A 21,940-nucleotide genomic window follows, 5' to 3' on the forward strand; every position below is an offset into this window, starting at 1 on the left:
AGATCCGGCACTGAGCACGCGAGGCTTACAGCGTCAGCGTGATCTTCCCGCCCGCGTGCCCCGTCGCGCTTTCCCGGTGCGCCTCGGCGACATCGGCCAGTGCGTGAGCGGACCCCGGCTTGAGCTTCAGCCCCCGCGAGACGAGATCCTCCAGCACCGCCGCGGTCTGCTCCCCGCCCGCCGAGAACTTCAGCCCCCGCGCGTACGCGGAAGGGTCGGCGATGGTGACCAGCCGGTCGGGTGACCCGAGCAGCTCGACGGAGTCACCCAGGACGCCGAAGCCCGCCGCGTCGAACACCGCGTCGACGCCATCCGGCGCGACCGAACGCACCCGCGAAACCCAGCCGGCGCCGTACCGCACCGGCACCGCGCCGAGCTCCTTCACCTCGTCCAGTGACGAAGCGCCGGCGAGCCCGACGACCGTGGCGCCCAGCGCGACGGCGGCCTGCGTCGCGATCCGGCCGACCTGGCCGCTCGCCCCGTGGAGCACGAGCGTTTCGCCGGGCTTGACCTCGAGTTCGCCGAGCACCCGCAACGCCGTCTCACCGGCGACGGGCAGAGAGGCGGCTTCGGCCCACGAAAGCCCGGCGGGCTTTCGGGCGATCGTGGTCGCCAGCGCGTACTCCGCGTACGACCCGGTGTCGGGCCAGCCGAAGACCTCGTCCCCGACGGCGAAACCGGCGCCTTCGCCGACCGCGTCCACCACGCCCGCGAATTCGAGGCCGAGGATGTGCGGGAACTCGATCGGCAGGACCTCCGCCATGGCACCGGACCGGATCTTCCAGTCGATCGGGTTGACCCCGGCGGCCTTGACCGCGACCCGCACCTGACCCGGGCCGGGCTCCGGCACCGGGACCTCGGCGGAGTCCAGGACGTCGGTGTCGCCGTACTGGGTGATGGTGATCGCTCGCATGTTCACTCCTCGTTGGTGTTCTTCGCTGCGATCAGTCAACCGGCGCCCGGACCACGCCCGAACCACTCGGACGAGCAGTGTTCGCTAGCCGGGCGAGCAGCGTCGCGAACGGCGGCCGCGCCTACTGTGGAGTCATGGACGAGTGGTCGGATCCGCTGTACGTGCTGAGCCAGGTCGAGCGCATGCTCGCCGCCACGCGCGCCGAACTCCTGCCGCGGTTCTCCGCGGCGGCCGCGGCCGTCCTGCCGCACCGGGCCGCCGCCATGGAGACCGGTGACTGCTCCCGCATCCCGGTCAAGGTCCACGGCGATCCGGCGATCACCGGCGCGGTCACGAGCGCCGAGCTCCAACGGCTCGCGGCGCTCGGCGTCCCGGGGCAAGCGGTGGTGACCGAAGAGACGCTCGGCGGGAAGCGGCGGAAACTCGTCGTCCTGACGTCGGCTCCGGTGATCGGCAAGGGCGCGACGATCGCGCTCGTCCCCACCGAGGACGCGCCCGCGGACAGCGCGCTGGAGATCGCCGCCAAGTTGTGGGGCATCGTCAGCGTCAGCGCCGCCCAACGCGCCACCGACCCCGAACCCGAGATCATCGCGAGCAACCTGGCGGCCGCGACGGCGCGGGCGCAGACGATCACCGATCTGGGCCAGACCCACGCGACCACGCTGGCGTCCCTGCTCGCCGTGCTGCGGTCCCGTCAGCTCGGCGACGCCGCCGCCCGCCAGAGCGCCACCGACCTCGCCGCGGCCGCGCTCGTCGAACTGCGCTCGATCGCCGATCGTGACCAGGAGCTCTCGGCGGAACCGGCGTCGGCGGCGTTCGACACCCTCGCTGCGCAGCTGGACCCCTTGGTGCGCCACAACGACATGACCGTCGACCTCGCCGGGCCCGGTGACGACCGGCCGCTCCCGCAGGACATCGCGCACACCGCGCGCACGGTCACCCGCGGCCTCGTGCTCGCCGCGCTGGAACGCGGCAGTTCCCGGGTCCGGGCGTCCTGGGCGATCGACGGCGGAGGTCTCCGGATCACCGTGCGCGACGACGGCCCGGACGTCGCCCGCGCCGTGCCGTCCGCCGGTCTCACCGAGCGGATCACCCCGCTCGACGGCCGTTGGGAGGTCGACGCCGTCCCCGGCTGGGGTGCCACGATCACCGCGATCCTGCCGCTGGGTGTCCCCGAGACCCCGGAGCTGCGCCCGCTGGACAGGTTGAACTCGCGTGAACTCGAGGTTCTCGCCGGCATCGCGCGCGGAAAGCGGAACCGGCAGATCGCCGAGGAACTCCAGCTGACCGAGCACACGGTGAAGTTCCACGTGCGGAAGATCCTGGGAAAGCTCGAGGTCACGTCGCGCGGCGAGGCCGCCGTGCTGGCGCGGGAGCTGCGGCTGGCGCCCGTCGGCGCTTGACCTCCACCGAACTGGAGGTTGCACGCTTTTCCCATGACGATCACTGGGGAAAAGCCGAAGGGCGTGCTCTGGACACCGGAGCACCGCGTGACCACGATCGGGTTGCTGCTCATGGTCACCCTCATCGCGTTCGAGAGCATGGGCGTCGCGACAGCGATGCCGACGATGGTCGCCGACCTGGACGGTCTCGCCCTCTACGCCTGGCCCTTCACCACCTTCCTGGTCGCCAGCGTCGTCGCGACCGTCCTTTCCGGACGGCTCGGCGACCGCAAGGGCCCGGCGCCCGCGCTGCTCGCCGGGACCGCGTTGTTCGCGGTCGGGCTGCTGGTGGCGGGGCTCGCGCACGACATGCCGCTGCTCCTGCTCGGCAGGGCTTTGCAGGGGTTCGGGTCCGGTCTTCTGCTGGTCTCGGTGTCGCTGCTGATCGCGCTTACCTTCAGCGACCGTGAACGCCCGGTGATCTACGCCGCCAACGCCGCCGCGTGGGTGCTGCCCGCGGTGATCGGACCGTCGATCGCGGGCGTGGTGACGGTGAGCGTCGGCTGGCGCTGGGTGTTCCTCGGGCTGATCCCGCTGACCGCCGTCGGCGTCGGGCTGCTGGTCGTCGTCACCCGCAAACTGCCCCGGCACGTGCCCGGCGAGTCCGCGCGCCGCGCCGGGGTCGTGCCCGCGGTGGTCGCCGCCCTCGGCGTCGCCGCGCTCACCTGGGCGGCGCAGCACCCGTCCCTCGCCGCGCTGGCCTACGGCGGAGCCGGACTGGCCGCCCTGGCGTACGCGCTCCGCAAGCTCCTGCCCGCCGGGACGCTGACGTCGCGGCCGGGGTTGCCGACAGTGATCGCCTCCCGCGGGCTGATCGCGGGCGCGTACGCCGGGATGGAGGCGTACCTGCCGCTCACGATGACCGAGGTCCACGGCTACAGCCCCGCACTGGCCGGACTGCCGCTGACGGTGACAGCGCTGGGCTGGTCGGCGGGGTCGATGCTGCAAGGCCGCATGCTCGACTGGTCGCGCGAGGCGTCCTTGCGGACCGGGTTCGCGCTGGTCGCGGCCGGTCTGGCGATCTTCGTCTTCGTCCCGCTGCCGTCGTTCCCCGCCTGGATGGCGTTCGTGGCGTCGGCGGTCGGCGGCTCCGGGATGGGCATCGCGATGCCCGCGATCTCGGTGCTGCTGCTCCGCTACTCGCCGGAGGCCGAACGCGGGTTCAACACTTCGGCGCTGCAGCTCGGCGACTGGGTCGGATCGGCCCTGACCATCGGTTTGGGTGGTGTTCTGCTCGCTTCGATCGCGTCGGCGAAGGAGCCGACGGTGGCGATCTTGGTGCTTTCGGTGCTGCTGACCGGCATCGCGCTGCTCGGGGTGAGGCTGACCGGCCGGTGGCCGTCGGGTATGAGCGTCGCTTGATTGCGGAGCTGATCTTCCGAACCCGCTCCGGCCGCAGGCCCCGTGATCGCGGGGGCAGGGCGCCCGGTTTGCGTTCAGGTCGGTGAAATCGCTGACGAGCGCCCTGTCGACGCGATCACGGACGCGGGTTCCTATGAGCATTGCCACCCGCTGACCAGGGTGGGCTTGGTCACGCCCCGGAGCGGTCTACCCTGGTAAGGCGATGACCTATCTCGACCACGCGGCGACCACTCCGATGTTGCCCGAAGCCGTAGCGGCGATGTCCGAGGCGCTGTCCACTGTGGGCAACGCCTCCGCGCTGCATTCCTCGGGCCGCCGGGCCCGCCGCCGGGTCGAAGAGGCCCGCGAAGTGATCGCGGAGGCGCTGGGCGCCCGGCCGTCCGAGGTGATCTTCACCGCCGGTGGCACGGAGAGCGACAACCTCGCGGTCAAGGGCATCTTCTGGGCTCGCAACGGCGAGGACGCGAAGCGCCGCCGGGTGCTGTGCAGCACCGTCGAGCACCACGCCGTCCTCGAGTCCGTCGAGTGGCTGGAGCAGCACGCGGGCGCCGAGATCGTCTGGGTCGAGGTCGACGAGGCGGGCCGGGTGTCGCCGGAGTCGCTGCGCGCCGCCATCGGCGAGGACCCCGAGACGGTCGCGCTGGCCACCGTGATGTGGGCGAACAACGAGGTCGGCACCGTCAACCCGATCGCCGAGCTCGCCGCCGTCTGCGCCGAACACGAGATCCCGCTGCACACCGACGCCGTCCAGGCCGTCGGCGCGGTGCCGGTCGACTTCGCCGAGAGCGGTGCCGCCGCTTTGACCCTGACCGCGCACAAGCTGGGCGGCCCGTACGGCGTCGGCGCGCTGCTGCTCGGGCGCGACACCGCGTGCGTGCCGGTGCTGCACGGCGGCGGCCAGGAGCGCAGCGTGCGTTCGGGCACGCTCGACGTGCCCGCGGTGATCGCGTTCGCGACGGCGGTCAAGGCCACGGTCGAGGGCCGCGAGGAGTACGCGAAACGCGTCGCCGAGCTGCGGGACGACCTGATCGAAGCGGTCCGGCGCGAGGTGCCGGACGCGGTGCTCAACGGCGGCGAGGGCGAGCGCCTGCCGACGCACGCCCACTTCACCTTCCCCGGGTGCGCGGGGGACAGCTTGTTGATGCTGTTGGACGCCAAGGGCATCGAATGTTCCACCGGTTCGGCGTGCACGGCGGGGGTCGCGCAGCCGAGCCACGTGCTGCTGGCCATGGGCGCCGACCCGGCGGCCGCGCGCGGGTCGCTGCGGTTCTCGTTCGGGCATACCTCGGCGCCGGAAGACGTTGAAGCGGTTTCGAAGGAGATCGCGGGCGTCGTCGACAGGGCGAGGCAGGCGGGACTCGCCGGAATGCGCAAGCAGACGCAGAAGCAAGAGGTGTGAGGAAGATGCGCGTACTGGCCGCGATGAGCGGGGGAGTGGACTCGGCGGTGGCCGCCGCGCGTGCCGTGGACGCCGGGCACGAGGTCGTCGGCGTGCACCTGGCGCTGTCGGCGAAGCCCGGCACGCTGCGCACCGGATCCCGCGGCTGCTGCACGATCGAGGACTCGGGTGACGCTCGCCGCGCCGCCGACATCCTCGGCATCCCGTTCTACATCTGGGACTTCGCCGAGCGCTTCACCGAAGAGGTCATCGAAACCTTCGTCGGCGAGTACGCGGCCGGCCGGACGCCGAACCCGTGCGTCACCTGCAACGAGAAGATCAAGTTCGAGGCGTTGCTGGACAAGGCGATGGCGCTCGGCTTCGACGCCGTCGCCACCGGGCACTACGCGCGACTGTCCCTTGTGGACGGTGTGCCGGAGCTGCGGCGCAGCGTCGACTCGGGCAAGGACCAGTCGTACGTCCTGGCTTCGCTGACCCCGGAGCAGTTGCGGCATTCGCTGTTCCCGCTGGGTGATTCGTGGAAGACCGACGTGCGCGCCGAGGCCGAGAGCCGCGGCCTGTCGGTGGCGAACAAGCCGGACAGCCATGACATCTGCTTCATCCCGGACGGCGACACGAAGAGTTTCCTGGAGAAGCGGCTCGGCCAGCGTCCCGGGCAGCTCGTCGACGCCGAGACCGGCGCCGTGCTCGGTGAGCACACCGGCGTGCACGGCTTCACCGTCGGCCAGCGCAAGGGGCTCGGCATCGAGGCGCCCGCGCCGGACGGGCGGCCGCGCTACGTGCTTTCGCTGGAGCCGGTTTCGGGCACCGTGAAGGTCGGTTCCGCACGGGACCTCGGCGTGAACGTGATCGAGGCGAATCGCCCGATCTGGCCGAGCGAACGGCCGCTGGACGGCCCGACCGAATGTGTCGTCCAGGTGCGCGCGCACGGCGGGATCGTCGAGGCCGTCGCGGAGGTTTCGGGTGACTCCGGTGACTCGGTGACCGTTCAGCTGCGGGAGCCGCTGAGCGGGGTCGCTCCGGGGCAGGTCGTCGTGCTGTACCGCACCGACGCGGCCGAAGGCGATCTCGTGCTGGGGAGCGCGAAGATCTCGGGGACCCGCTAGCCACCCCTCGCATTTCGTCCTCTGGATGCGGTCCTTGCGCGTGCTACTACCGCATTCAGAGGACGAAATGCGGCAGTAGCGTCAGAACTTCAGCTTGAAGCCGGTGTGCGTGGCCTCGAAACCGAGGCGTTCGTAGAACCGGTGCGCGTCCTCGCGTTTCACGTCCGACGTCAGCTGCACCAGCGCGCAGCCCCGCCGCCGGGATTCCTCGATGGCCCACGCCATCAGCTCGCCGCCGAGGCCGGAACCGCGATGGCTCGCCCGCACCCGGACCGCCTCGATCTGCCCGCGCAGCGCGCCTTTCCTGGCCAGGCCGGGAATGATCGACAGCTGGAGCGTGCCGACGGCCTGCCCGTCGTCGTCGGCGACGATCAGCAGCTGCGCCGGATCGGTGTCGATCTCCTCGAACGCCTTGAGGTACGGCGTGAGGTCGTCGGCGGAGTCGCGGGTACTGCCGATCTGGTCGTCGGCGAGCATGCCGACGATCTCCGCGACGTCTTCGCGCCGGGCGCGGCGGATGGTGATCATCGGTAGTGGCGCACTCCGTCGGTCTCGGTCGCGGCGAGTTTCCCTTGTGCCACCAGCAGATCCAGATGTGAACCGGTCTCGAGGACGGCGAGCATCTGGTTGAACGGGTCCATCTCGTCGAGCTTGCGCTTCCGGCGCGTCCAGCCCAGCCGCAGCGCGACCTCGTACGCCGTCGTGACGTCCGCCGTGATCTCGGCGCCCATGACGTCGAGCCGGTCGCGGTGGTGCTCCAGCAGTTCGTCCACGCGGGCGTGGACGCTGTCGGTGACAGGGCCGTGCGCGGGCAGCATGCGGCGGTCCGGCATCTCGCGCACCAGGCGCAGCGAGTCGAGGTAGTCGCTCAGCGGCAGGTCGGCGGGCACCGGCTGGAACCCGATGGACGGCGTGATGTGCGGCAGCACGTGGTCGCCGGAGAACACCAGACCCGCTTCTTCGTCGACGAAGACGACGTGACCGGCCGTGTGGCCCGGCGTGTGCACGACGTCGAACTCGCGGCCGGGCACGATCTCGCGCTTGCCGGGGACGAGCCACTCGTCGGGCTGCTCCCACAGATGCGCCTCGATGTGCCGGATCCCGCCGAAGGCCTTGGCGAGCACGTCGACGACGGGGCCCGCGCCACAGCGCTTCAACAGGTCGACCTGCGCCTCCATCGGGAAGCGATCCGGATCGCCGGAGCGCGTCAAAGACGGCTCTTCCAGCTTGCCGAGCCCGACCTTGCCGCCGAATTCGCGGCGCAGCTCCACGGCCATCGTGTAGTGGTCGCGATGCACGTGGGTGATCAGGAATTCGTCGATGTCGCCGACGTCGGCGCCGAGCGCCTTCAACCCGCGGGAAAGCCTTTCGCGCGCGGATTCCAGCGCCCAGCCCGAGTCGACGAGGACCAGCCGGGTGCCGTCGGTGACGACGTAGACGTTGACGGCGCGCAGCGCGTCGTGCGGGAGGGGCAGCGGGATCCGGTGGATCCCCGGCGAAACCGTGTAGACGCCTGGCTCGGCCCAGTCCCGTTCGCCGTCTTCTGGCAACGGCTCCATGGTGACCTCCGTCCCGGACGCACTCCAGTGTGCCGCCCCAGGTCTTCCACTTTGTGCCGCCGGAAGCCGAGTGTCCACTTGAGCGGGGTGAGACCCCGGTCACTCGCCCCGCCCGCGTTTCGTCCTCTGGATGCGGTAGTTGCGCGCGCAAGGACCGCGTTCAGAGGACGAAATGCGTGGCGCTCAGCCCTTGTCGTCCTGCTTCAGCGCCGTATCGATGGTCAGCGCCGAGGCGACCACCATCGACGCCAGCGGATCCCGCAGCGGCCGGTGGATCTCGACGACGTAGTTGTCGGCGGTGGTGAACGCGGCCTTCACGAAACCGCCCCAGGTCTTGGTGATCCGCGCGATCTCGACGTCGGCGTGGTCCTTGATCACGAAGTTCCACGCCCGCCAGTTCTCCGCGAAGATCCCGCCGACCTTCTGCCCGTTGACCACGAAGCCCAGCCGGATCTTGCCGAAGACGTTCTCCTGCACGATCTCCCCGATCGGGGAGTCGTCGGCCTTCGTCACCAGGAAGCGGGATTTGAACACCTTCGCCGGCCGCGTCACCTTCAGCACCGTGCTGTGGTTCGCGTCGCGGATTTCGAAGCGGTGGGTCAGGAACTGGTCGTAGTTCGTGAGCAGCCGGATGGCCTTCTTCAGCGTGCTCTGCCCGACCTGGACGACGCCGCCGAGGCGGTTCCCGTTCTGGTCGAACACCCCGAACTCGTTCGACATCTCGATGAGTTTCGCGCGCTGGTTGACCACCAGCACGGGTTCGGAGAACAGCGTCCCGCCGCCGACGACCCCACTGCCCCGGCCCTGGGTTCCCCTCGCCACCTGCTCCCGGATCCGGTTCGGGTCGTGCGCGCCTTCGATGTCCAGCTCGATCATCTCGGCGTCGTGCGAAGGTCGCGTGTGGGCCGTCCAGGCCTGTCCGTCCCACCACCGGTACATCCGGGAGTTCTGCTGGTCGGGATACCAGCCGGCGGGCTGTGGAGAGCTCGTCATGGCAGGTCAGCGTAATGCGCCCGGCGCCGCCACGGGCTCGCCGACGGCAATTGCGGCGAATGTCCGTGTCGTCGGCCGCCCCGCCGCCCCGCGCACTCGGACCAAGGGGAGAATCCGGGTGTGAACGAACGACCTTGGCCGCTTGGCGCGGCGACCGCGATCGGTTCCCTGCCCGGCACCGACCCGGTCGAGGCCGCTTCGATCGTGTTCGGCGAATTGCCCGAATTCCCCTGTCTGCCCGAACTTCCCGCGCGCGGCGTCGGCGCCGACCTGATCGGCCGGACGGCGGCGCTGCTGGTCGACCTCGCCGTCGAGGTGGTGCCGAGTGGCTATCGCGTCACCTCCCGTCCGGGGCACGACCACCGCCGCGCCCTCGACCTGATGAGCTGGGACCTCGACGCCGTCCAGGAGGCGCGGGAGAAGGCCGGCGCCGCGCCGCCGGTGTTCAAGGCGCAGGTCGCGGGACCGTGGACGCTGGCCGCGAACGTCGAACTCCCGCGTGGGCACCGGATCCTCACCGACCGGGGCGCGCTGCGCGACTTCGCCGCGTCGCTGCTGGACGGTCTTGCCTCGCACGTCGCGGAGCTGAAGTCGCGGATCGGCGCGCCCGTGGTGCTCCAGTTCGACGAACCGTCGCTACCCACCGTCCTCGACGGCGATCTTCCGACGGCCTCCGGCTACGGCACGATCCCCGCCGTGCCCGCGCCCGAGGCCCGCGAGCTGCTGTCGACGGTGATCTCCGGCGCGGAGCGCATCACCGGGCAGCCGGTCGCGGTGCACTGCTGCGCCGCGAAGCCGCCGATCTCCTTGCTGCGCGCGGCCGGGGCGAAGGCGATCGCCTTCGATTTCGCCCTGCTGAAGGGCGCTTCGCCCGCGCTGCTCGACGAAATCGGCGAGACGCTGGACTCCGGCACGACGCTGATGCTCGGACTCGTCCCCACGACCGACCCCGGCGCACCGGTGGAACTGCGTGATGTGGTCACGCCCGTCCTCAAACTCGTCGACCGGCTCGGCTTCCGCCGCGAGATCCTCGCCGAACGCGTCGTACCGACCCCGGCGTGCGGTCTCGCGGGCGCCACCCCGGAGTGGATGCGCCGCGCGCTCACGCTCAGCCGGGAGGCGGGCAAGGCTTTCACCGAACCGCCTGAAGGCTGGTGACCGGCGCGGTAGCGTGCCCCTCATGCGTCTGTTCCGCCGTTCCCGCAAGCCCGAGGACGTTCCCGACCCCCGCACCGCCTGGCCGGAGCAGCCCGTCCCCGAGGACGCGGCCGCCGCGGCGGTGACGTTCTGGGAGGCGTGGTTCGCGCTCCTGCCGGAGGTCAGCGCCGCGCTCGGCGACCGCGAACCGCACCGGGTGGAACACGACCTCTGCACCATCGTCGAGGCGCTGCACCCCCGGCTGCACTTTTCCCTCGATCGTGGGCACCGGGCCATCTACTCGCTCGTGCTCACCGGTCAGGAGGATCCGGAACTGCGTCCGTACACCGACGCGTGGAAGGCCGCCGCGCCGCCGGAGGACGCCATCTGGGAGTACCACGACTCCGTGCCGCCGGTCCCCGATCCGAGTGAGGTCACCGTCAACCTCGGCGAGACCCGCGTCGCGCTCGCCGACGTCCGGGTGACCGCGAAGGTGGACGAATCAGCCGGACGGGTGGACGTCACCGTGTTCCATCCGCTGATCGAAGAGCTGGCACCGGAGACGCGGACGACCATGACCTTCCTGCCGCTGGACGCCACGCTGGGTGAGCGCGTCGCGGCCGAAAGGCTGGGCAAGGTCGAGCTGGTGACCGAGGCGCGGGACGGGCAAGTGACCCTGCTGGAACTGCGCGAAATGGTAGGCCGACTCGACTCTCCGACGCCGGAAAATGTCGGTCCCCCCGACTAGGGTTACCCCCGTGAGCAGCGAACTTCCCGAGAACATCGAGCCCGCGCAGGACGTCACGGACGTGCCGGCCGCCGTCCGCGAAAGGCATGCCGAACTGGCGGAGGAGATCCGCGGGCACCAGTTCCGGTACTACGTGCTGGATTCACCGATCGTGTCCGACGGCCAGTTCGACGAGCTGCTCAACGAACTCCTGGCCATCGAAGGCGAGCATCCCGGGCTGGTGACGCCGGAGTCGCCGACGCAGAACGTCGGCGGCACGTTCTCGACTGAGTTCGTCGCGTACGACCACCTGGAGCGCATGCTCAGCCTGGACAACGTCTTCGACGGCGAAGAGTTCGAGGCCTGGGTCGAGCGGGTCCAGAAGGAGATCGGCGCGACGAAGTACCTGGCCGAGCTGAAGATCGACGGGCTCGCGATCAACCTGCTGTACGAGAACGGCCGCCTGACCCGCGCGCTGACCAGGGGAGACGGCCGCACCGGCGAGGACGTCACGCTCAACGTCCGCACGCTGGAGCAGGTGCCGGACAGGCTGACCGGGACGGACGAGTTCCCGGTGCCCGCGCTGGTCGAGGTCCGCGGCGAGGTGTTCTTCCGCGTCGAGGACTTCCTGGCGCTCAACGCGAAGATGGTCGAGGCGGGCAAGGATCCGTACGCGAACCCGCGCAACACCGCCGCCGGATCGTTGCGGCAGAAGGATCCGAAGATCACGAAGTCCCGCAACCTGCGGCTGATCTGCCACGGGCTCGGCAAACGCGAGGGCTTCGAGCCGAAGCGCCAGTCCGAGGCGTACGACGCGCTCGCCGCGTGGGGCCTGCCGGTCTCGCCGCACAGCAAGGTGCTGGGTTCGGGCAAGGAGCTGCTGGAGCACATCCGGTACTGGGGCGAGCACCGCCACGACGCCGAGCACGAGATCGACGGCGTCGTCATCAAGGTCGACGAGGTCGCGCTGCAACGCCGCCTCGGCACGACCTCGCGCGCGCCGCGCTGGGCGATCGCCTACAAGTACCCGCCGGAAGAGGCGATCACCACCCTGCTGGACATCCAGGTCAACGTCGGCCGCACCGGTCGGGTCACCCCGTTCGCGGTGATGGAGCCGGTGAAGGTGGCCGGATCCACCGTCGCGATGGCGACCCTGCACAACCAGGAAGAGGTCAAACGCAAGGGCGTGCTGATCGGGGACAAGGTCGTCATCCGCAAGGCGGGCGACGTCATCCCCGAGGTGCTCGGCCCGGTGGCCGACGCGCGCACCGGCGAAGAGCGCGAGTTCGTCATGCCCTTGCGCTGCCCCAATTGCGATACCGAACTGGCGTATCAGAAGGAGGGCGACATCGACATCCGTTGCCCCAACGCCCAGTTCTGCCCCGCGCAGCGGCGGGAACGGCTGTTCCACCTGGCGAGCCGGAACGTCTTCGACATCGAGGTCGTCGGGTACGAGGCCGCGGTGGCGTTGCTGGACGCCGGTGTCGTGCACGACGAAGGCGACATCTTCGACCTGGACGAGGAGAAGCTGCTCGAAGTCGAGCTTTTCCGCACCAAGGCGGGGGAACTGTCGGCCAACGGGCGCAAACTGCTGGAGAACCTCGAAACCGTCAAGGACCGTCCACTGTGGAAGGTCGTCGTCGGCTTGTCGATCCGGCACGTGGGCCCGACGGCGGCGCAGGCGCTGGCGCGGGAATTCGGTTCGCTGGAAAAGATCGAAAAAGCTTCCGAAGAGGAGCTCGCCGCCGTCGACGGGGTCGGCCCGACCATCGTCCGGGCCGCGAAGGAATGGTTCGAGGTCGACTGGCACCGCGAGATCGTCGAGAAGTGGCGCGCGGCCGGAGTGCGGATGGAGGAGGAGCGCGACGAATCCATCCCGCGCAACCTCGAAGGCCTGTCGATCGTCGTCACCGGCTCGCTGAACGACTACTCCCGTGACGAGGCCAAGGAATTCATCATGGCCCGCGGCGGGAAGGCGGCCGGTTCGGTGTCGAAGAAGACGGCGTTCGTCGTCGTCGGCGACGCGCCGGGGACCAAGTACGACAAGGCCGTCCAGCTGAAGGTGCCGGTGCTCGACGAGAACGGCTTCCGGGTGCTGCTGGAAAGCGGCCCCGAGGCCGCCGCGGAACTGGCGCTGCCGACCGAGTCCGCCGAGGAGGAGCCTGGTGAGTGACCTGGAGATCCGGCCCGCCCTGGCCGGCGAACTGGAGGCGGTCGGGGAGCTCACCCTGGCCGCGTACTCCGCGGAACGGGGCCTCGTGGAAGGCGTCGGCTACGCGGCCGAGCTCGTCGACGCCACTCGCCGGGCGGAACAGGCCGAACTCCTGGTCGCGGTGGACGGTGACGGCACCCTGGTGGGCACGGTCACCATCGCGCGGCCGGGCACGCCGTTCGCCGAGCTTTCCCGCGAAGGCGAACTGGAGTTCCGCATGCTCGGCGTGCTGCCTTCGGCGACCGGGCGCGGCATCGGCGAGGCGCTGACCAGGGCGGTCATCGCCCGCGCGCGGGAACTCGGCGCGGACCGGGTGGTGCTGTGCAGCCTGGACACCATGACGCGGGCGCACCGGCTGTACGAGCGGCTCGGCTTCGTGCGGCTGCCCGAGCGGGACTGGGAGCCGCATCCCGGTGTGACGTTGATCGCGTACCGACTGGAGCTCGGCTAGGCCGCATTTCGTCCTCTGAATGCGGTCCTTGCGCGTGCAACTACCGCATTCAGAGGACGAAATGCGAGGGTCAGCTGTCCAGTACGACGGCGACGATCCCCGCGAAGTGCGCCAAGCGCGCCACTTCGGCGGCCCGGAAGTTCGGCCCGCCCGGCCGTGCGACCAGCAGCGCCTTGCCCGGCTTCCCCAGCGGCGTGGCCGCGAGTTCGGTCCCCAGTTCCTTCCACGTCTCCGGGACCCAGGCCTCCTCGGCGTCCAGGATGGTGGCGCGTTCCAGCGGCAGCCACGGCAGGTCCGTGATCGGCGTCTCGGGCGCGGCGCTGGACGACGCCAGCCGCAGCGCGCCGGGCTCCGAGTACTCGACGACGACGGCCCAGCCCGCCCGGATGATCCGCGGCACCCCTTCGGCGAGGATCTCCAGCCCCGCAGCGGGCTTCGCGGCGATCTCCTCGACCAGTTCCAGCTCGCGATGGGTGTCCAGCACCCCGGCGTACGGGCGGACGGCGTCGACCTCGACCCCGTCGACGCTTTCGGCGGCGGTGATCAGCGCGTCCGGCAGCCTGCCGGACGGGATTTCGACGACGAGGTCGTCGATGGCGAGACCACCGCTTCGTTCGACCACGTCCACACTCAGGATGTCGGCGCCGACGGTGCCGAGCGCGGTGGCGACCGCGCCGAGGGTCCCCGGAGTGTCCGGTAATTGGACCCGGATCAGGAACGACACACGCGCCCCTCTCGCATCAGGCGTTCCAGCCTCGCCGTGGAACGCGCTACGCCGGGCGCCGATTGTGACAGACCGGACGGTGTAATGGGGCCCGCCATCCGGCCTTCGGGATAACGAACCAGGCACTCCTCACCCGAAGCGCCCACCCAGGGCCGGAGCACGGGCCGCGGCGTAACCCAGTCGAGTCCGCCGACACCGCCACCATAGACTTGCAGCTTCCGACAGAACCCGCACAGCACACCCCGGGAGTCACCCGCGTGCCCAACATTTCCCGCGACGAGGTCGCACACCTCGCCAAGCTGGCCAGGCTTGCCGTCACCGAAGAGGAGCTGGACGTCTTCGCAGGCCAGCTCGACCAGATCCTGGACTCGGTGGCCAAGGTGAGCGAGGTCGCAGGCGAGGACGTCCCGCCCACGTCGCACGCCGTGCCGCTGACCAACGTGTTCCGCGAGGACACGGTCCGACAGGGGCTGACCCAGCAGCAGGCGCTCGCCGGTGCGCCGGCGAGCGAAGAGGGTCGTTTCCGGGTGCCGCGGATTCTGGGAGAAGAACAGTGACCGAGATCGTCAAGCTGACCGCCGCCGAACTGGCGGAGAAGATCCAGTCCCGTGAGGTCTCGGCCGTCGAGGTCACCCAGGCCCACCTGGACCGGATCGCCGAGGTCGACGAGCACATCCACGCGTTCCTGCACGTGGACACCGAGGGCGCGCTCGACGCGGCCCGCGCGGTGGACGCCGACGTCGCCGAGGGCAAGGCGCCGAAGTCGGCGCTCGCCGGGGTGCCGCTGGCGCTCAAGGACGTGCTGACCACCAAGGGCATCCCGACCACCGTCGGGTCGAAGACCCTGGAGAACTGGATCCCGCCGTACGACGCCACCGTGACGCGCAAGCTGCGCGAGGCCGGTGTCGTGGTGCTCGGCAAGACCAACATGGACGAGTTCGCGATGGGCTCCTCCACGGAGAACTCCGCGTTCGGCCCGACGCACAACCCGTGGGACCACGCCCGCATCCCGGGCGGTTCCGGCGGTGGCTCCTCGGCGTCCATCGCGGCGTTCGAGGCCGCGATCGCGATCGGCACCGACACCGGCGGCTCGATCCGCCAGCCCGGCGCGGTCACCGGCACCGTCGGCGTGAAGCCGACGTACGGCGGTGTCTCCCGCTACGGTCTCGTCGCCTTCTCGTCATCGCTCGACCAGGCCGGGCCCTGCGCGCGGACGGTGCTCGACGCCGCCCTGCTGCACGAGGTCATCGCCGGGTACGACCCGATGGACTCGACCTCGATCGACGCGCCGGTCCCGCCGGTGGTCGCCGCGGCCCGCCAGGGCCTCACCGGGGACCTCAAGGGCGTCCGCGTCGGCGTGGTGAAGGAATTCGCCGGCGACGGCTACCAGCCGGGCGTGTTGCGCTCGTTCGAGGCCGCCGTCGAGCAGCTGCGCGCGCTCGGCGCCGAGGTCGTCGAGGTCTCGTGCCCGAACTTCACCTACGCGCTGCCCGCGTACTACCTGATCGCGCCGAGCGAGTGCTCATCGAACCTCGCCCGGTTCGACGCCATGCGCTACGGCCTGCGCGTGTCCGACGACGGCGCGCACAGCGCCGAAGAGGTCATGTCGCTGACCCGTGAGAAGGGCTTCGGCGCGGAGGTCAAGCGCCGCATCATGCTCGGCACGTACGCGCTGTCTTCGGGCTACTACGACGCGTACTACGGCTCCGCGCAGAAGGTCCGCACGCTCATCACGCGGGACTTCGAGGCCGCGTACGAAAAGGTGGACGTGCTGGTCTCGCCGACCACGCCGACGACGGCGTTCAAGATCGGTGAGCGCGTCGACGACCCGATGGCGATGTACCTGGCGGACCTCTGCACCATTCCGTCGAACCTCGCCGGCAACGCCGCGATGAGCGTCCCGAGTGGACTGTCGCACGAGGACGGCCTGCCGGTCGGCCTCCAGATCATGGCCCCCGCGATGGCCGACGACAGGCTGTACCGCGTCGGCGCCGCCTACGAGGTCGCGCGTGACGCCGCCAACGGTGGCTCGCTGGTGCACGAGGTTCCGGAGCTGGGAGGAAAGAAGTGACCGCCGTGGTTGAGTTGATGGACTACGCCGACGTCATCGAGCGGTTCGACCCGGTGCTGGGCCTCGAGGTGCACGTCGAGCTGAACACGAACACCAAGATGTTCTGCGGCTGCGCCAACGAGTTCGGCGGCGAGCCGAACACGAAGGTGTGCCCGACCTGCCTTGGCCTGCCCGGCGCGCTGCCCGTCGTGAACGCCAAGGCGATCGAGGGCGCGATCCGCATCGGGCTGGCGCTCAACTGCGAGATCGCCGAATGGTGCCGGTTCGCCCGGAAGAACTACTTCTACCCGGACATGCCGAAGAACTTCCAGACCTCGCAGTACGATGAGCCGATCGCCTTCAACGGCTACCTCGACGTGACGCTGGACGACGGCGAGGTCGTGCGCGTCGAGATCGAGCGCGCGCACATGGAGGAGGACACCGGCAAGTCGCTGCACGTCGGCGGCGCCACCGGCCGGATCCACGGCGCCGAGCACTCGCTGCTCGACTACAACCGCGCGGGCGTACCGCTGATCGAGATCGTCACCAAGACGATCGAGCACACCGGCGAGCGCGCCCCCGAGGTCGCCCGCGCGTACGTGAGCGCCCTGCGGGACCTGCTCAGCGCGCTGGACGTCTCCGACGTCCGCATGGACCAGGGTTCCCTGCGCTGCGACGCGAACGTCTCGCTGATGGTCAAGGACGCGACCGAGTTCGGCACGCGCACCGAGACCAAGAACGTCAACTCGCTGCGCAGCGTCGAGCGCGCCGTGCGCTACGAGATGACCCGCCAGGCGGCGATCCTCGCCGAGGACGGCTCGATCAAGCAGGAGACGCGGCACTTCCAGGAGGCCGACGGCACCACGTCGTCCGGCCGCACCAAGGAGACCGCCGAGGACTACCGGTACTTCCCGGAGCCCGACCTGGTCCCGATCGCGCCGACGCGCGAATGGGTCGAGGAGCTGCGCAAGACGCTGCCGGAGATGCCGTCGGAGCGCCGCAAGCGCATCCAGCGCGAGTGGAGCCTGACCGACGAGGCGCTGCGCGACCTGCTCAACGTCGGCGCGGTCGACCTGGTCGCCGCCACCGTCGAGGCGGGCGCGACGCCGGACGAGGCTCGTAGCTGGTGGGTCAACACGCTGGCGCAGGAGGCCAACTCCCGCGAGATCGAGCTGGCGGAGCTGGCGATCACCCCGGCGCAATTGGCCGAGGTCATCGCGCTGGTCAACGCCGGTGAGCTGACCAACAAGCTGGCCAAGGAGGTCGTGCAGGGCGTCCTCGCCGGCGAGGGTTCGCCCGCCGACGTCGTCGAGAAGCGCGGCCTGAAGGTCGTCTCCGACGACTCCGCGCTCATCGCGGCGGTCGACGAGGCGCTGGCCGCGCAGCCGGACGTCGCCGAGAAGATCCGCGGCGGCAAGGTGGCCGCGGCCGGGGCGATCGTCGGCGCGGTCATGAAGGCCACCAAGGGCCAGGCCGACGCCAAGCGCGTGCGTGAACTGATCGTCGAGCGAGTCGGTGCCTGACCTCGCTTTGAAGAAGGTCACCTGGCGTGAGTGGCTCGGCCTCGCGGCCGGGCTGCTCGCGCTGGTGGCCTTGTTCCTCCCGTGGACGACACTGACCGCGTCGCGCCCGGAGATCGAGGACGCGCTGGGCACGCTGCCCGCCACCGACGTCACGCGCGACGCGTGGCACGCGGGTTTCCTCGCTTGGGCGCCGCTCTTCCTGGTGTTCCTGCCCGGTCTGGCCGTCGTGCTGTTCGGCCGGGTCGACGCCGTCCGCCGCGCCGGCCTGCCGCATCTGTGGCTGATGGCGGCCATCGGCGCGCTGCTGCTGATGGTGCTCGGCTGGGCCACCCTCGACTGGCAGTTCGACGCCGACCAGCGCGGGATCTTCTCCGCCGCAGGCATCGAGATCGGCACGGGTGCCGGTCGCTACCTCGGCCTGGTCGCCGCCGTCGTCTCAGCCCTCGTCGCCTTTGTCGACGTGCGGCTCCTGCGCACCGAGACCCGCACGCGCCGCAAGTAGCCCGCCCCCACTGTGGCATTGGGACACTCAGCGTCCCCAATGCCACATTGGGGGCACAGCGAGACCAGTCAGTCCTTGCCGCCCCCGCCACCGCCGACCGACGGCGAGATGATGACCACGCGGTCGTCGCTCGACACCGGTGCGCCGCCGTCCTTGTTGACGGTCCCGGCCAAGGCCAGCTGAGGGTTGATCATGCTCATCGAACCCAGGCGCCCGAAGGTCTTCGGCGGCTTCCCGGTCTTCCCGTCCAAGGTGATGTTGGGCTTGCCGGTCACCGCGCCGTCCGGGGTGACCGGCAGGTTCTGCAGGTTCCCCGCCGTCGACGTCGTCACGTACACGTAGCCGACGGCGTCGACGAAGTCCGCGCAGCCGGCCACACCGGGCTTGTCGGTCCAGCTCCATGCCGGTGTGCTCAGCGGCTGGCCGGCGCGAAGCCGGTACAGGACGTCCTTGTCGGCGACCCGGTCGGTCAGCCACAGGCGCGAACCGCTCTGGTCGCGGCACATCCCGCCGGGGGAGTGCACGCCGGTCGAGAAGACCGCCGAGCCCGCCGTGGGGTTGCCCGGCGCCGGTTTGCCGGAGGTGTCGATGCGCAGCACCTTCCCGGCGAGCGACGACGGGTCGGCCGCGAGCCCGGGGTTGCCCGCGTCGCCGGTGGCGACCAGAAGAGCGCCCTTCGCGTCGGTGCCGATCGCGCCGCGGTTGCCGCTGGAGCCCTTGGGGATGCCGGTCAGCACCGGTTTCGGCGTCTGCCCCTTCGCGAGCCGGACCACCCGGTTGTCGGTCGGGGTGGTGATGTAGGCGAAGACGAGCTGGTCTTCGGCGAAGCCCGGGGAGAGGGCGAGCGAGGTGAGACCGCCGTCGCCGGAGCCGTCCACCGGGATGGCGGCCCAGTCGGCCGGATCCTTCCCCGCGGCGGCGAGCATGATCCGGCCGCTCTTGCGTTCGCCCGCGAGCGCGCTGGGCGAACTGCCGTCACCGGGGATCGCGGCCACGGCGGCGACGGTGTCCAGGCAGGTCGCGATGACGGCCTTGTCGAAGTCCTTGCAGCCCTGCGGCGGCGGGACCGGCGTCTGCGACTGGTTCGGCCCGTTCCCGCGGCCAGGACCACCGGGGCCGGAATCACCCGCTTCGCCGCCGGGCCCGACCTGCGGCGGGACCTCGGGGGACGGCGGATTGACCGGGGTGAACTTCTGCCCGGCGGCCGTGTTGTCGAAGTCGGCGCAGCCGGAGAGCATCAGCGCGCCACAGGCCAGGATGGCCAGCGGCGCGGTCCATTTCCGCCGGTACCGGGTACGCACGACGCAAGCGTAGGTGGGCGTACGTGAGCCACGGGTAAGCGGTACTCGATACCGTGGCGATCATGACCGTGACCGTGCTCGTACCCGACGAAGAAGGAGTGGCGGCGCTTTCGGAGATCGAAGGCGTGCGTCCGGTGGTGTACCGCCGCGGGGAGCCAGTGCCCGCCGAGGCCGCTGAGGCCGAGGTCCTCGTTACCGGCGAGGGGCCCAGCGAGGAACTCTGGCGCGAACTGCCGAACGTCAAACTCGTGCAGCTCCTGGTGGCGGGCGCCGAGGACTGGGTCGGCAAGGTGCCGGACGGTGTCCTGCTCTCGACCTGCCGCGGCGCGCACGGCGGGAGCTCGGCCGAATGGGTCGTCGCGGTCCTCCTGACGATCTACCGCGGTCTCGGCGGTTTCGCCGACGGCCACCGGCGGAAGCACTGGGAACGCCGGATCACCGACACCCTTCAGGGCAAGCGGGCCCTCATCATCGGCGCGGGCGACCTCGGCAGGCATCTGCGCCGGCGGCTGGAGACGTTCGACGTGCGCTGCACGATGGTCGGCTCCACCGCCCGCGAGGGCGTCCACGGCGGGGACGAGCTCCCCGTCCTGCTGCCCGAACACGACATCACGGTCCTGATGGTGCCGCTCACCCAGCACACCCGGGGCATGGTCGACGCGGAATTCCTGGCCGCCATGCCGGACGACGCGATCCTGGTCAACGTCTCCCGGGGGCAGGTCGTGGTCACCGACGCGCTCGTCGCGGAACTCGCGTCGGGGCGGCTGCGCGCCGCCCTCGACGTCACCGATCCCGAGCCGCTGCCCGGCGGGCATCCGCTGTGGGACGTGCCGGGGCTGCTGCTGACCCCGCACGTCGCGGGCGCTGTCAGCGGGAGGCGGCAGCGCGCCTACGCGGTGGCCGTCCGGGAGCTGAGCCACTACATGAGCGGGGAGCTGCCGAAGAACCTCGTCCACGGCGAATACTGATCGGCGTGACGACACTTCACGTCGGCTGCGCGATGTGGACGCACAAAGCGTGGGCCGGGCGCTTCGTGCCGCGATCGGTGGCGGCCGGGGAACGCTTGCGGGCGTACGCCGGATGGTGCAACGCGGTCGAGGGCAACACCACCTTCTACGCGACACCCGCCCGGGACACCGTCTCCACCTGGGCGCGGCAGACCGGCCCGGACTTCCGGTTCGTGGTCAAACTGCCCAAGGTCGTCACGCACGAGCGACGGCTCGCCGGTGTCGAGGTCGAAATGAGGGCGTTCCTGGACGCGATCGAACCCCTCGGCGACCGGGCGGTCCTGTGGACCCAGTTGCCCGCCTCGTTCGGCCCGTCGGACGTCGACGGCCTCGGCCGTTTCCTGCGGCGCCTTCCCGCCGGCCTCCGGCGTGCCGTGGAGGTGCGCCATCCCGACTTCTACGCCGGTTCGACGTCGCTGCTGGAGAGGGCCCTCGCCGGCGCGGCGGCCGAATGGGTGCCGTTCGACACCACGGTCTTCTTCGCGAGCCCGCCGGTCAGCGAGGCCGAACAGGACGCCTGGGGCAAGAAACCCCGGCTGCCGCGGCGGACGCGGGCGCTGACCGACCGGCCTGTCGTCCGTTACCTGGGCCGGGACTCGGTCGAGGAGACCGTCGAGGGGTGGCGCCCGTGGACCGAGGTGGTCGCCGGATGGCTGCGCGAAGGCCGGTCTCCGACGATCTTCCTGCACACCCCCGACAACGACGACGCGCCGGAGCTCGCCCGGCGGTTCCACGACGACGTGCGCGCCCTGGTGCCCGGCCTCGACCCGCTGCCCGAACCCGAACCGGTCGAACCGGCGACGCTGTTCTGAGCCGCTTCGTGATCGGCCCGGCGGTTCGGTCGCCTGACGGGCCGGTTTCGCCTTACCCTTCGCGCGTGAGCGATGACTATCAGACCAGCATGATCTCGGACGTGGCCGACGCCGACGGCGGCCCGGGCCCGGCGGAGACCAGGGGCGGGATCGATCTCGGTCTGCTCGTCCTGCGAGTGGTGCTCGGCGTGACCATGGGCGCGCACGGGCTCCAGCACCTCTTCGGCGCCTTCGGCGGGCCCGGCGTCGGCGGCTTCGCCAAAGTGCTCGGCAGCCTCGGCTACACCAGCCAGACCACCCTGCTTTCGTGGATCACCGGGATCAGCGAGGTGCTCGGCGGCGCGCTCGTGCTGGTGGGCCTGTTCACCCCGGTCGGTGCCGCCGCGCTGCTCGGGGTCTGCGCGAACATCGTGTACGTGAAGTTCGGCGGCGGGTTCTTCCAGAAGGAGGGGCAGGGCTTCGAGTTCGAGCTCCTGCTGGGCGCGGCCTCGCTGACCGTGCTGCTCGCGGGCTCCGGGAGGCTCGCGCTGGACGTCAACACGCCGTGGCGGAAGCGACCGCTTTCGTTCGGGCTGATCGGGCTGTTGCTGGCCGCCGCCGCTTCGGTCGTGGTGATCGTCCTCTGCCGCTAGCCCCCGCATTTAGTCGACTAAATGCGCCGAGTTCCCTTGTCGCGCGCATGTCATGAGGGGTCCCCATGGGACAAGTTCCGTCCCATGG

21 protein-coding genes are annotated in these 21,940 nt (G+C 70.5%); 15 read left to right on the plus strand and 6 right to left on the minus strand.

Annotated features, from left to right (window positions below):
- Window positions 1–25: 25 nt before the first annotated feature.
- Window positions 26–913: an NADP-dependent oxidoreductase gene (locus tag ACFWMR_RS35335; RefSeq protein WP_378381532.1), complete on the minus strand. Its 888-nt coding sequence runs from the start codon at window positions 911–913 to the stop codon at window positions 26–28.
- A gap of 134 nt (window positions 914–1,047) precedes the next feature.
- Between ACFWMR_RS35335 and ACFWMR_RS35340 the strand changes: the two genes are divergently transcribed.
- From ACFWMR_RS35340 to mnmA, 4 genes are all read left to right on the plus strand, one after another.
- Complete coding sequence (locus tag ACFWMR_RS35340; RefSeq protein WP_378381533.1) at window positions 1,048–2,316, plus strand: helix-turn-helix transcriptional regulator; 1,269 nt, start codon at window positions 1,048–1,050, stop codon at window positions 2,314–2,316.
- Between the two features lie 33 nt (window positions 2,317–2,349).
- A complete protein-coding gene (locus tag ACFWMR_RS35345) occupies window positions 2,350–3,717 on the plus strand; it encodes an MFS transporter (protein ID WP_378381534.1) in 1,368 nt (455 codons plus the stop codon).
- A 202-nt stretch (window positions 3,718–3,919) separates the two neighbouring features.
- Window positions 3,920–5,116, plus strand: a complete 1,197-nt coding sequence (locus ACFWMR_RS35350) for a cysteine desulfurase family protein (RefSeq protein ID WP_093935538.1) — start codon at window positions 3,920–3,922, stop codon at window positions 5,114–5,116.
- A gap of 5 nt (window positions 5,117–5,121) precedes the next feature.
- Entirely contained in the window at window positions 5,122–6,222 is a 1,101-nt protein-coding gene (gene mnmA, locus ACFWMR_RS35355; protein ID WP_093935539.1) for a tRNA 2-thiouridine(34) synthase MnmA, read from the plus strand.
- 81 nt (window positions 6,223–6,303) lie between these two features.
- Here mnmA and ACFWMR_RS35360 read toward each other — a convergent pair whose 3' ends face one another.
- The 3 genes from ACFWMR_RS35360 to ACFWMR_RS35370 all read right to left on the minus strand — a co-directional run bounded on the left by ACFWMR_RS35360 (window position 6,304) and on the right by ACFWMR_RS35370 (window position 8,774).
- On the minus strand, window positions 6,304–6,750 hold the full coding sequence (locus ACFWMR_RS35360) for a GNAT family N-acetyltransferase (protein WP_378381535.1): 447 nt from the start codon (window positions 6,748–6,750) through the stop codon (window positions 6,304–6,306).
- Window positions 6,747–7,781, minus strand: coding sequence for an MBL fold metallo-hydrolase (locus tag ACFWMR_RS35365; RefSeq protein WP_378381536.1), 1,035 nt, complete (start codon window positions 7,779–7,781; stop codon window positions 6,747–6,749). The genes ACFWMR_RS35360 and ACFWMR_RS35365 overlap by 4 nt, the downstream gene beginning before the upstream one ends.
- A gap of 183 nt (window positions 7,782–7,964) precedes the next feature.
- The gene (locus ACFWMR_RS35370) at window positions 7,965–8,774 is read right to left on the minus strand and encodes a phospholipid scramblase-related protein (RefSeq protein WP_378381537.1); all 810 of its coding nucleotides are present in this window, start codon (window positions 8,772–8,774) and stop codon (window positions 7,965–7,967) included.
- 120 nt (window positions 8,775–8,894) lie between these two features.
- Here ACFWMR_RS35370 and ACFWMR_RS35375 point away from each other — a divergent pair, with 120 nt between their 5' ends.
- From ACFWMR_RS35375 to ACFWMR_RS35390, 4 genes are read left to right on the plus strand one after another with little or no spacing between them, the layout of a single operon-like run.
- Complete coding sequence (locus ACFWMR_RS35375; protein ID WP_378381538.1) at window positions 8,895–9,932, plus strand: methionine synthase; 1,038 nt, start codon at window positions 8,895–8,897, stop codon at window positions 9,930–9,932.
- A gap of 22 nt (window positions 9,933–9,954) precedes the next feature.
- Window positions 9,955–10,659: a hypothetical protein gene (locus tag ACFWMR_RS35380; protein ID WP_378381539.1), complete on the plus strand. Its 705-nt coding sequence runs from the start codon at window positions 9,955–9,957 to the stop codon at window positions 10,657–10,659.
- Between the two features lie 10 nt (window positions 10,660–10,669).
- Entirely contained in the window at window positions 10,670–12,811 is a 2,142-nt protein-coding gene (ligA, locus tag ACFWMR_RS35385; protein ID WP_378381540.1) for an NAD-dependent DNA ligase LigA, read from the plus strand.
- A complete protein-coding gene (locus tag ACFWMR_RS35390) occupies window positions 12,804–13,301 on the plus strand; it encodes a GNAT family N-acetyltransferase (RefSeq protein ID WP_378381541.1) in 498 nt (165 codons plus the stop codon). Before ligA ends, ACFWMR_RS35390 begins: the two co-directional genes overlap by 8 nt.
- Window positions 13,302–13,371: 70 nt before the next feature.
- Here ACFWMR_RS35390 and ACFWMR_RS35395 read toward each other — a convergent pair whose 3' ends face one another.
- Complete coding sequence (locus ACFWMR_RS35395) at window positions 13,372–14,025, minus strand: amino acid-binding protein (RefSeq protein WP_093935547.1); 654 nt, start codon at window positions 14,023–14,025, stop codon at window positions 13,372–13,374.
- Window positions 14,026–14,282: 257 nt separating this feature from the next.
- Between ACFWMR_RS35395 and gatC the strand changes: the two genes are divergently transcribed.
- From gatC to ACFWMR_RS35415, 4 genes are read left to right on the plus strand one after another with little or no spacing between them, the layout of a single operon-like run.
- Window positions 14,283–14,582, plus strand: a complete 300-nt coding sequence (gatC, locus tag ACFWMR_RS35400; RefSeq protein ID WP_093935548.1) for an Asp-tRNA(Asn)/Glu-tRNA(Gln) amidotransferase subunit GatC — start codon at window positions 14,283–14,285, stop codon at window positions 14,580–14,582.
- A complete protein-coding gene (gene gatA, locus ACFWMR_RS35405; protein WP_378278296.1) occupies window positions 14,579–16,096 on the plus strand; it encodes an Asp-tRNA(Asn)/Glu-tRNA(Gln) amidotransferase subunit GatA in 1,518 nt (505 codons plus the stop codon). The genes gatC and gatA overlap by 4 nt, the downstream gene beginning before the upstream one ends.
- The gene (gene gatB / locus ACFWMR_RS35410) at window positions 16,093–17,598 is read left to right on the plus strand and encodes an Asp-tRNA(Asn)/Glu-tRNA(Gln) amidotransferase subunit GatB (RefSeq protein WP_378381542.1); all 1,506 of its coding nucleotides are present in this window, start codon (window positions 16,093–16,095) and stop codon (window positions 17,596–17,598) included. Before gatA ends, gatB begins: the two co-directional genes overlap by 4 nt.
- Window positions 17,591–18,100 carry a hypothetical protein gene (locus tag ACFWMR_RS35415; protein ID WP_378381543.1) on the plus strand — a complete coding sequence of 170 codons (510 nt, stop codon included), beginning with the start codon at window positions 17,591–17,593 and terminating at the stop codon, window positions 18,098–18,100. Before gatB ends, ACFWMR_RS35415 begins: the two co-directional genes overlap by 8 nt.
- Before the next feature lie 68 nt (window positions 18,101–18,168).
- Here ACFWMR_RS35415 and ACFWMR_RS35420 read toward each other — a convergent pair whose 3' ends face one another.
- Window positions 18,169–19,401 (minus strand): PQQ-dependent sugar dehydrogenase, encoded by a 1,233-nt coding sequence (locus ACFWMR_RS35420; protein ID WP_378381544.1) that lies wholly within the window; start codon window positions 19,399–19,401, stop codon window positions 18,169–18,171.
- A 62-nt stretch (window positions 19,402–19,463) separates the two neighbouring features.
- Here ACFWMR_RS35420 and ACFWMR_RS35425 point away from each other — a divergent pair, with 62 nt between their 5' ends.
- The 3 genes from ACFWMR_RS35425 to ACFWMR_RS35435 all read left to right on the plus strand — a co-directional run bounded on the left by ACFWMR_RS35425 (window position 19,464) and on the right by ACFWMR_RS35435 (window position 21,852).
- Window positions 19,464–20,369: a 2-hydroxyacid dehydrogenase gene (locus tag ACFWMR_RS35425; RefSeq protein WP_378381545.1), complete on the plus strand. Its 906-nt coding sequence runs from the start codon at window positions 19,464–19,466 to the stop codon at window positions 20,367–20,369.
- 32 nt (window positions 20,370–20,401) lie between these two features.
- Window positions 20,402–21,220: a DUF72 domain-containing protein gene (locus tag ACFWMR_RS35430; protein ID WP_378381546.1), complete on the plus strand. Its 819-nt coding sequence runs from the start codon at window positions 20,402–20,404 to the stop codon at window positions 21,218–21,220.
- 89 nt (window positions 21,221–21,309) lie between these two features.
- Window positions 21,310–21,852: a DoxX family protein gene (locus ACFWMR_RS35435; RefSeq protein ID WP_093935683.1), complete on the plus strand. Its 543-nt coding sequence runs from the start codon at window positions 21,310–21,312 to the stop codon at window positions 21,850–21,852.
- Window positions 21,853–21,940 lie beyond the last annotated feature (88 nt).

It is taken from the genome of Amycolatopsis thailandensis, assembly GCF_042723255.1.
In the GTDB taxonomy this organism is placed as follows: Bacteria; Actinomycetota; Actinomycetes; order Mycobacteriales; family Pseudonocardiaceae; genus Amycolatopsis; species Amycolatopsis thailandensis.

What these genes read in the sequence shown, in the direction of transcription:
- ACFWMR_RS35430 (WP_378381546.1), top strand. Translation starts at nt 20,402, where the DNA reads ATGTGGACGCACAAAGCGTGGGCCGGGCGCTTCGTGCCGCGATCGGTG.
- ACFWMR_RS35435 (WP_093935683.1), top strand. Translation starts at nt 21,310, where the DNA reads ATGATCTCGGACGTGGCCGACGCCGACGGCGGCCCGGGCCCGGCGGAG.
- ACFWMR_RS35350 (WP_093935538.1), top strand. Translation starts at nt 3,920, where the DNA reads ATGACCTATCTCGACCACGCGGCGACCACTCCGATGTTGCCCGAAGCC.
- ACFWMR_RS35340 (WP_378381533.1), top strand. Translation starts at nt 1,048, where the DNA reads ATGGACGAGTGGTCGGATCCGCTGTACGTGCTGAGCCAGGTCGAGCGC.
- ACFWMR_RS35425 (WP_378381545.1), top strand. Translation starts at nt 19,464, where the DNA reads ATGACCGTGACCGTGCTCGTACCCGACGAAGAAGGAGTGGCGGCGCTT.
- mnmA (WP_093935539.1), top strand. Translation starts at nt 5,122, where the DNA reads ATGCGCGTACTGGCCGCGATGAGCGGGGGAGTGGACTCGGCGGTGGCC.
- ACFWMR_RS35365 (WP_378381536.1), bottom strand. Translation starts at nt 7,781, where the DNA reads ATGGAGCCGTTGCCAGAAGACGGCGAACGGGACTGGGCCGAGCCAGGC.
- ACFWMR_RS35370 (WP_378381537.1), bottom strand. Translation starts at nt 8,774, where the DNA reads ATGACGAGCTCTCCACAGCCCGCCGGCTGGTATCCCGACCAGCAGAAC.
- ACFWMR_RS35345 (WP_378381534.1), top strand. Translation starts at nt 2,350, where the DNA reads ATGACGATCACTGGGGAAAAGCCGAAGGGCGTGCTCTGGACACCGGAG.
- ACFWMR_RS35380 (WP_378381539.1), top strand. Translation starts at nt 9,955, where the DNA reads ATGCGTCTGTTCCGCCGTTCCCGCAAGCCCGAGGACGTTCCCGACCCC.
- ACFWMR_RS35335 (WP_378381532.1), bottom strand. Translation starts at nt 913, where the DNA reads ATGCGAGCGATCACCATCACCCAGTACGGCGACACCGACGTCCTGGAC.
- ACFWMR_RS35360 (WP_378381535.1), bottom strand. Translation starts at nt 6,750, where the DNA reads ATGATCACCATCCGCCGCGCCCGGCGCGAAGACGTCGCGGAGATCGTC.